Source organism: Meiothermus luteus (assembly GCF_003574085.1).
Taxonomy (GTDB): Bacteria; Deinococcota; Deinococci; order Deinococcales; family Thermaceae; genus Meiothermus; species Meiothermus luteus.
In genome coordinates, this window is record NZ_QWKZ01000109.1 from 1 (window position 1) to 8,471 (window position 8,471).

Annotated in this window: 8 protein-coding genes and 1 pseudogene; 7 read left to right on the plus strand and 2 right to left on the minus strand. The window is 65.9% G+C overall.

The window, feature by feature from the left end; all coding sequences use genetic code 11:
• Nucleotides 1-141, plus strand: a pseudogene (locus tag Mlute_RS16545) (transposase); the annotation flags it as partial.
• A 173-nt stretch (nucleotides 142-314) separates the two neighbouring features.
• On the opposite strand, the gene Mlute_RS12835 reads toward Mlute_RS16545, so the two are convergent.
• Complete coding sequence (locus Mlute_RS12835; RefSeq protein WP_119361006.1) at nucleotides 315-749, minus strand: 23S rRNA (pseudouridine(1915)-N(3))-methyltransferase RlmH; 435 nt, start codon at nucleotides 747-749, stop codon at nucleotides 315-317.
• Nucleotides 750-979: 230 nt separating this feature from the next.
• Between Mlute_RS12835 and Mlute_RS12840 the strand changes: the two genes are divergently transcribed.
• The 5 genes from Mlute_RS12840 to Mlute_RS12860 are packed head-to-tail and all read left to right on the plus strand — an operon-like array spanning nucleotide 980 to nucleotide 6,491.
• Entirely contained in the window at nucleotides 980-2,089 is a 1,110-nt protein-coding gene (locus tag Mlute_RS12840) for a thiamine pyrophosphate-dependent dehydrogenase E1 component subunit alpha (protein ID WP_119361007.1), read from the plus strand.
• Nucleotides 2,090-2,099: 10 nt separating this feature from the next.
• Nucleotides 2,100-3,074: an alpha-ketoacid dehydrogenase subunit beta gene (locus Mlute_RS12845; RefSeq protein WP_119361008.1), complete on the plus strand. Its 975-nt coding sequence runs from the start codon at nucleotides 2,100-2,102 to the stop codon at nucleotides 3,072-3,074.
• Nucleotides 3,075-3,083: 9 nt separating this feature from the next.
• The gene (locus tag Mlute_RS12850) at nucleotides 3,084-4,463 is read left to right on the plus strand and encodes a dihydrolipoamide acetyltransferase family protein (RefSeq protein WP_119361009.1); all 1,380 of its coding nucleotides are present in this window, start codon (nucleotides 3,084-3,086) and stop codon (nucleotides 4,461-4,463) included.
• Between the two features lie 55 nt (nucleotides 4,464-4,518).
• Nucleotides 4,519-5,913 carry a dihydrolipoyl dehydrogenase gene (lpdA, locus tag Mlute_RS12855; protein WP_119361010.1) on the plus strand — a complete coding sequence of 465 codons (1,395 nt, stop codon included), beginning with the start codon at nucleotides 4,519-4,521 and terminating at the stop codon, nucleotides 5,911-5,913.
• Nucleotides 5,914-5,936: 23 nt separating this feature from the next.
• Nucleotides 5,937-6,491, plus strand: coding sequence for a septum site-determining protein MinC (locus tag Mlute_RS12860; RefSeq protein ID WP_119361011.1), 555 nt, complete (start codon nucleotides 5,937-5,939; stop codon nucleotides 6,489-6,491).
• Here Mlute_RS12860 and Mlute_RS12865 read toward each other — a convergent pair.
• Complete coding sequence (locus Mlute_RS12865) at nucleotides 6,488-7,717, minus strand: aminopeptidase (RefSeq protein ID WP_119361012.1); 1,230 nt, start codon at nucleotides 7,715-7,717, stop codon at nucleotides 6,488-6,490. The genes Mlute_RS12860 and Mlute_RS12865 overlap by 4 nt on opposite strands.
• A gap of 77 nt (nucleotides 7,718-7,794) precedes the next feature.
• Here Mlute_RS12865 and Mlute_RS12870 point away from each other — a divergent pair.
• Nucleotides 7,795-8,471, plus strand: a 677-nt coding sequence (locus Mlute_RS12870) for a beta/alpha barrel domain-containing protein (protein WP_119361013.1), incomplete at its 3' end; no start/stop codon positions are given.

Below are 8,471 nucleotides of genomic sequence, written 5' to 3' on the forward strand. Positions count from 1 at the left end.
GTACGCAACTGGATCGAGACCCGGTTTAGCGTGATGGTACGCTCTTTGGGGCTTCACCGGATAGAGGTTCGGTCCTACTGGGGTCTAGTGGCCCGGGTGAACCTCATCCTGCTGGTCCACAACCTCAGCAATGTAGCCTAACGGCTGACCCGTAGCCGGGTGCTCTTGAAAATGGCTAGGGGGGAGCTATGAGGTAGCATATGAGGTAGCACACGAAGGAATGCGCATTTGCAGTGATGCCATTGACTTTCACGTATCGGTTTGCACGCTTACCGTGGGGGCCCCAACCTTGGAAAGGCACATGTTGGAGGCATTTATCGGTGATAGGGCTCGCCCCGCTTGAGGGTTTCGACCCGGTAGAGCTGCTCCAAAAGCACCACCAGGGCCAGCTCGTGCTGCAGGGTTAGCTTGGAGAGCGCAAGCAGCCAGTCGGCCTGGTCGCGCACCGCCGGAGCGTGGCCCTCGGCGCCCCCGATCAGGAAGGCCACGCCCTTGGCCTCCAGTTCCCAAGCCTCGAGCCGGGCCTTGAAGCTCAAGGTATCGGGCAACTCTCCCCGCTCGTCCAGCACCACCCGCTTGTAGCCACGGGAGGCCTGCAGCAACCGCTCTCCCTCCTGGACTTGGGAGCCTTCCTTCAGGTAGAGGAGCTCGAGCCGGGCATACCGCTGCAAACGCCGAACGTACTCCTCTACCCCCGCTTGGGCGTAGGGTAGGCGGGGCCTACCCACCACGCAGACCCTGAGCTTCATATCCTCCACCGGCTATAATCTTTAGTACCAAGAGGTCACCATGAAAAGCACGGGCCAGATGCCACCCATTCTAGGCCCGGGGAGGACCTCCAGCCCGGTATACCAAGGCCCATCCCCCACCGGGCTGCCGTTTCCTGCGCTGGCCCTTACCCAGGGCGGCGCGAAGACGAAGGCCCCTACCCGGGGCCCCAGCCGGCCGGGCTGGCCACCCCAGCCCGCCAGGAGGAAACATGGTCAAAGAACGCATCGCTTTCCCGTCCTTTAGTCAGGAGCCCATCCGGCTCATAGACCCCGAAGGCTGCTGGGTCGCCCCCTTCAGCCATGGACTGTCGGCCCAGGAGCTGCGGCACTTCTACCGCGACATGCTGGCAGCCCGGCTGCTGGACGAGAAGCTGGTCGTCTTGGTGCGCACCGGAAGGACCAGCTTCATTGCGCCCCACGCGGGCCACGAGGCCGCCCAGGTAGGCATCGCCCACGCCCTGCGAAAGGGCCACGACTGGCTTTTCCCCTACTACCGCGACCTGGGCCTGGTGCTGGCCATGGGGGTGCCGCCGGTGGAAATCTTCGGGCAGACCCTGGGCAACGCCGCCGACCCCGCCAAGGGCCGCCAGATGCCCTCGCACCCCGGCAGCCGGCCCCTCAATATCTTCACCGTCTGCTCGGCCATCGCCTCGCACATCCCGCCCGCCACCGGTGCGGCCATTAGCATGAAGCTGCGCCGCACCCATCAGGTAGCGGTCTGCACCTTTGGCGACGGGGCCACCAGCGAGGGCGACTGGCACGCTGGGGTCAACTTCGCCGCGGTGCAGCGGGCCCCGGTGGTGTTCGTATGCGAGAACAACCGCTACGCCATCAGCGTGAACATCTCCAAGCAGACCGCCTCCGAAAACATCGCCGTCAAGGCCAAGGCCTACGGGATACCGGGCTACTACGTGGACGGGCTGGACGTGCTGGCCAGCTACTTCGTCGTCCAATACGTGGTCGAGCGGGCTAGGGCCGGGGAAGGCCCCAGCCTGGTGGAGCTAGCGGTGCACCGCTTCGGCCCCCACTCCTCCGCCGACGACGACACCCGGTACAAAAGCCGGGAAGAGCTGTCCGCCGAGCGTCAGCAAGACCCCATCCTACGCTACCAGCGCTTCTTGGAAAGGGAGGGCCTGTGGGACGCCCAGTGGGCCAACGAGCTGCGCCTGGAAATCGCTAAGGAGCTCGAGACCGCCCTGCAAGAAGCGCAGAAGGCCGGAGAACCCGACCCCTTGCAGATGTTCGACGACGTCTACGCCGCCCGCCCCTGGCACCTAGAAGAACAGCGCCGGCAGGTAGCCGAGGAGCTCGAGGCATAAGGAGGCTGCCGTGCCCATCGTGACCCTTGTGCAAGCCATTAACATGGCCCTGGACGAAGAGCTGCGCCGCGACGAGCGGGTCATGATCCTGGGGGAGGACGTGGGCCAGCGGGGTGGGGTCTTCCTGGCCACCGAGGGCCTACAACAAAAATATGGCCCCGACCGCGTGATGGACACGCCCCTCTCCGAAGCCGCCATTCTGGGGGCCGCCGTAGGGCTGGCAGCCCACGGGATGCGCCCGGTGGCCGAGATTCAGTTCGCCGACTACGTCTTCCCCGGCATTGACCAGCTCTTCTCCCAGGCGGCCAAGCTGCGCTACCGCTCCGGGGGGCAGTTCACCGCCCCTATGGTGGTGCGGATGCCCAGCGGCGGCGGCGTGAAGGGCGGGCACCACCACTCGCAAAGCCCCGAGGCCCACTTCGCCCACACCCCTGGCCTCAAGGTGGTGGTGGTCTCCACCCCCTACGACGCCAAGGGGCTCCTCAAATCGGCCATTCGCGACGACGACCCGGTGGTCTTCATGGAGCCCAAGCGGCTCTACCGCGCGGTAAAGGAAGAAGTACCGTCCGACGACTACCTGATTCCCATCGGCAAGGCTGCCCTTCGTCGTGAGGGAAGGGACATCACCCTCGTCTCTTACGGCGGGCCGATGGTGGAGACCCTCAAGGCCGCCGAGGAGATGGCCGTCGCCGGGGTTGAGGCGGAGGTGATAGACCTGCGCACCGTGATGCCCTGGGACAAAGAAACGGTTCTAAACTCGGTGGCCAAGACCGGGCGGCTGCTGGTGGTCTCCGAGGCCCCCCGCACGGCCAGCGTGGCCTCGGAGGTGGCCGCCACGGTTTCGGAAGAGTTGTTCGACCAGCTGCTGGCCCCACCCCTGCGGGTGACCGGCTTCGACACCCCCTACCCGCTGGCCCAGGACAAGCTCTACATGCCCACCGTAACCCGTATCCTAAACGCTGCCAAACGTCTACTTGACTACTAGGGAGGCCTCATGCCCAAAGAAGTGGTGTTGCCTGAGCTCGCAGAGTCTGTGGTGGAAGGTGAGATTCTTCGGTGGCTGGTGAACGAGGGCGAGCCCCTCAAAAAAGACCAGCCCTTTGTGGAGGTCATGACCGACAAGGTCACGGTGGAGCTACCCAGCCCCTACGAGGGCGTGCTCCTGCAGAAGCTGGTGAAGGAAGGAGAGGTGGTGCCGGTGCATGCCCCCATCGCCCTGGTGGCGGAGCCAGGGGAGGTAACCACCCCCATCACGGACAAGAAACCCACCCCAGCGCCCAGCGTGCAGGCCCAGGAAGAACGCTCCATCGTGGAGCCGGGCACGGTTGCCGAGGACGATGGCGCCAGCCTCTCTCTGTTCAAACCCGACCCAAAACAGGAGCAGGTGAAAAACCCCTTCGCTAAAGCGGCGCCGCTCCAGACCGTCCAGAGCACCACCGTAGCCCAGCCCCGGCGGGTGGTGGCGGTGCCGGCGGCCCGCAAGCTGGCCCGCGAGCTGGGCCTGGACATCGCCCAGGTGCCGGGCTCGGGGCCGGGGGGCCGGGTGCGGGTAGAGGACGTGCGCGCCTACGCCCAGGCCCAAAGCCAGGCTCGGCCCCAAGCCCCCAAACCGCCTGCTCCCGGCTTCCCGCCCCCGGTGCAGTACAAACCCCCTAAGGGCTACGAAGACCTCGAGACCCGCATGCCCCTGCGCGGCCTACGGCGGGCCATCGCGAGCCAGATGGTGGCCTCGCACCTCTACACCGTGCGCACCCTCTCGGTGGATGAAGTAGATATGACCGAGCTGGTGGCCTTGCGGGAGCGGCTCAAGCCGGAAGCCGAGGCCCAGGGCGTCAGGCTCAGCTACCTGCCCTTCGTCTTCAAAGCCCTGGCGGTGGCGCTCAAGAAGTTCCCGGCCCTCAACAGTTCGCTGGACGAGGCCCGGCAGGAGGTGGTGCTCAAGCACTACGTGAACATCGGGATGGCGGTGGCCACCGAGGGGGGCCTGATTGTGCCCGTGGTGAAGGACGTAGACCGCAAGAGCCTGCTACAACTGGCCCGCGAGATCAACGACCTGGCCGAGCGGGCCCGCGCCGGCCGGCTGGCCCCGGAGGAGGTGAGCGGCTCCACCTTTAGCGTGACCAACATCGGCTCCATCGGGGCCCTCTTCAGCTTCCCCATCATCAACGTGCCAGACGCGGCCATCCTGGGGGTGCACTCCATCCAGAAGCGCCCGGTGGTGAACGAGCGCGACGAGGTGGTGGTGCGCCAGATGATGTACCTCTCCCTCTCCTTTGACCACCGGCTGGTCGACGGGGCCGAGGCCGCACGGTTCTGCAAGGAAGTGATCCGGCTCCTGGAAAAACCCGAGCGGCTCTTCCTGGAAGCGTTGTAGTTTTTCATCCAGCGGATTTTGTTTTCCATTAAAGCACCTACTAAAATGGGGTTTTATGGCCACCATCTACGATGTGATTGTGATCGGAACCGGCCCCGGCGGCTACCACGCGGCCATCCGGGCGGCCCAACTGGGTAAGAAGGTGCTGGCGGTGGAAGCGGAGCAGGTGGGCGGGGTCTGCCTGAACGTGGGCTGCATTCCCACCAAGGCCCTGCTGCACGCCGCCGAGGAGCTCGAGGGCCTACGGCACGGAGGCCAGTTCGGCTTGGAGGTCAAGGAGGCCCGGGTGGACCTGAAAAAGCTGGGCGGCTGGCGCGACGGCATCGTCAAAAAACTCACCGGTGGGGTTTCCCAACTGCTGAAGGGCAACAAGGTAGACCTCAAGACCGGCTTTGCCAAGTTTGTTGACAAAAACACCATCGAGGTGGGGGGCGAGCGCATCCAGGGCAAAACCTTCATCGTGGCTACCGGCTCCGAGCCCAACCCCTTGCCGGGCTTCGAGGTAGACCAGAAGGACATCGTGGACTCCACCGGGGCCCTGCGGGTAGAGGAGGGGTTCCCCAAGCGGCTCTTGTGCATCGGGGGGGGGGCGATTGGCCTCGAGTTCGCCCAGGTCTACAAGCGTCTGGGGGCCGAGGTCACGGTGATTGAGTTCATGGGCCAGATTCTGCCCGCCGCCGACCCCGAGACCGCAGGTCTGCTGGCCAAGGCGCTTACCAAGCAGGGCATCGTCATCAAGACCGGCACCAAAGGCGTGGGGGTCGAGCGCAAGAAGGATGGCCTGCACGTGACGCTCGAGGACGTAAAGTCGGGGAAGCAAGAAGAAATCGTGGTGGATAAAATCCTGGTGGCTACCGGCCGCCGCCCGCGCGGGAAAGGGCTGGGGCTGGAAGCCATTGGCGTCAAGGTGGATGAGCGCGGCTACATCCCCACCAACGAGCGCATGGAGACCAATGTGCCGGGCATCTACGCCATCGGCGACGTGACCCGCCCACCCCTCTTGGCCCACAAGGCCATGAAGGAGGGCCTGGTGGCCGCCGAGAACGCCGCCGGGGGCAACGCCGCCATGGACTACCAGATTCCCAACGTGGTCTACACCAGCCCAGAGTGGGCCGCGGTGGGCCTGACCGAGGAAGAGGCCGCCAAGGCCGGTTACAAGGTCAAGGTGGGCAAGTTCCCCCTCGCGGCCTCGGGCCGGGCCCTGACCCTGGGGGCCACCGAGGGCCTGATTAAGCTGGTGGGCGATGCCGAGACCGACCTGCTGCTGGGCGGGCACATCGTGGGCCCGAACGCCTCGGACATGATCGCCGAGATCGCCCTGGCCCTGGAGATGGGGGCCACCGTGACCGACGTGGCCCTCACCGTCCACCCCCACCCCACCCTCTCCGAGGGCATCATGGAGGCCGCCGAGCACCTGCACCGCCAGGCCATCCACATCGCCAACCGCTAGGCTTTCTGGTATAACAGCCTTGCATGCGGATACGCGCCACCCTCAACGCCCTGGCCCTGCGGCTTGACGGCAACGAAACCCCCGAGATGCTGCGCAAAGCCCTGGCCGACCTGCCCCCCTTGCCCCTCGAGGTAGAGGTGGCTGGGGCGGTGGGCCAGGGGGTGTTGGAGGCCCTGCTCGAGCTGGGGCGCGAGCGGGGCTTGCAGCTCAGGCCCCAGCGGGGCGAAAAATACATCCCCTACACCGAGGTGATTGACCAGACCCTGCGCTCGGGGAGCCGCGTCGAGTCGCCGGGCACGGTGGTCATCCTGGGCGATGTGAACGCCGGGGCCGAGGTGGTGGCGGCGGGCGACATCATCGTGGTAGGGAAGCTGCGCGGGCTGGCCCACGCCGGGGCCACCGGCCGGGAGGAGGCGGCCATCTGGGCCATGAGTCTGGAGGCCAAACAGCTCCGCATCGCCCATCACGTGGCGCAGGCCCCCGAGGGCCAAGGGGGCCCCCGTGGCCCCGAGCGGGCCCGGGTGCACGAGGGCCAGATTGTGGTAGAGGCCTGGGGAAAGCCGCGTGAAAAGCGCTAGACCCACTCCCCAGCCCGCATCAGGGGTTCGGCCCGCCCATCCAGGGTGATGCCGTCCACATCCACCGCCTCTGAGCCAATCATCCAGTCAATGTGGATCAGGCTGCGGTTGAGCCCCTTGGCCGCCAACGCCTCTTCCCCTAGCCCACCGCCCCCCTGCACACACTCGCTGTAGGCCTGGCCTAAGGCGATGTGGCTGGCCGCGTTTTCATCCAAGAGGGTGTTGTAGAAGAGCAGGCCACTTTGGGCGATGGGGGAGGACTGGGGCACCAGGGCCACCTCACCCAGCCGCCGGGCCCCTTCATCGGTCTCCAGGATTCGCTCCAGAATCTCCCCGCCCCGCTCGGCTCGAGCCTCTACGATGCAGCCCTTCTCAAAGCGCACCTCAATCCCCTCCAGCAGGCTTCCTTGGTAGGAGAGCGGCTTGGTACTGCGCACGTACCCCTCCACCCGGTTCTTGTGCGGCGCAGTGAAAACCTCCTCGGTGGGGATATTGGGGTTGCAGACCACCCCGTTCTTGGCCCGCACCGCCCCACCCGCCCAGAGGTGGTCCTCGGCCAGGCCGACCCACAAATCGGTGCCCGGTCCTTTGAAGTGAAGGGCCTGGTAGCGCCTCTGGTTTAGGTAATCCACGCGCTCCTGAAGCCGACAGTTGTGCTCAGCCCAGGCCGCCAAGGGGTCGGGCTGGTCCAGCCTGGAGGCCCGGCAAATAGCCTCCCAAAGCTTCCTTACCGCCTCTTCCTGGGGCAGTTGGGGGAACACCGCCCGTGCCCAGGCCGGATGGGGGTAGGCCACGATCGTCCAGTTGATGTGGTGGGTGCTGATGAGCTCCAGCGCCCGCCGGTAGGCCAAGGAACGGGCCCGGTTGGCCCGGGCTACCCGCTCGGGGTTCTGGCCCTTGAGCAGGTTGGGGTCGCTCCCGGCGATGTGCAGCCGCGCCGCCCCGCTCTGGAAAGCCTCCGCCATGCCCTCCAGAAGCCATCCCGGGGCCCGGTCAAAAGAGACCTCGGGGGCGTGCAAAAAGCGGGCCAGGGTGGTGGCCTCGTCCTCATAGAGGACCGTGACCAGCGCAGCACCGCTCCGGTAGGCCTGCTCAGCAATCCTCCGGGCCAATGGGGCGGCCTCAATGGCCGCCGTCACCACCAGCTCCTGGCCCTCCTGGAGGCCCAGGCCCACCTTTACCGCTACCTCAGCCAGTCGGTCAAGTTCTCGGTCAAACAATTCCATCCTCCCAACTCTATGCCACAAAGGCGGCTTAGACCAGCCCGGTGCACACGACCACCAGCTTGGCTATAGTGGGGAACGTGAAGTGGGTGGAGTGCCCCCGAGACTCCTGGCAGGGTTACAGCCGATTTATCCCCACCGAGGAAAAGGTGGTCTATCTGAAGGGGCTTCTAGAGGCTGGGTTCCAAAACCTGGACCTGACCAGTTTTGTTTCTCCCAAGTGGGTACCCCAGCACGCCGACGCCGAAGCGGTGTTGGCCGCCCTTCCTCCCCCCGAAGGGCGGGAGTACCTGGCGGTGGTCGGGAACCTAAGGGGCCTCGAGCGGGCTCTACAGGCGCCCCATCTGACCAGCGTGGGCTACCCTTTCTCCATCTCCGAAACCTTCCAAAGACGCAACCTGAACATGGGGCTGGAGGACTCCTGGAGGACGCTGCGGGAGATGGTGGCGCAGGCCCGGGGTAAACGCTTTGTGGTCTACCTTTCCATGGCCTTCGGCAACCCCTACGGGGACCCCTGGAGCCCGGCCCTCACCGCCCAGTTTGTCCAGCGGATGCGCGGCCTGGAGGGCATCGCGGGCCTGGCCCTGGCCGACACCTACGGGGTAGCCTCGGCTCAAACCATTGGTGAGACCCTAGAGGCGGTGGCCGGGTTGGACGGGGGGGTTTGCGACCTTGGGCTCCATCTGCACAGCCGGCCGGAGGACACCCTAGAAAAGGTAGAGGTGGCCCTAGGGGCCGGGGTGCGGTGGCTCGAGGG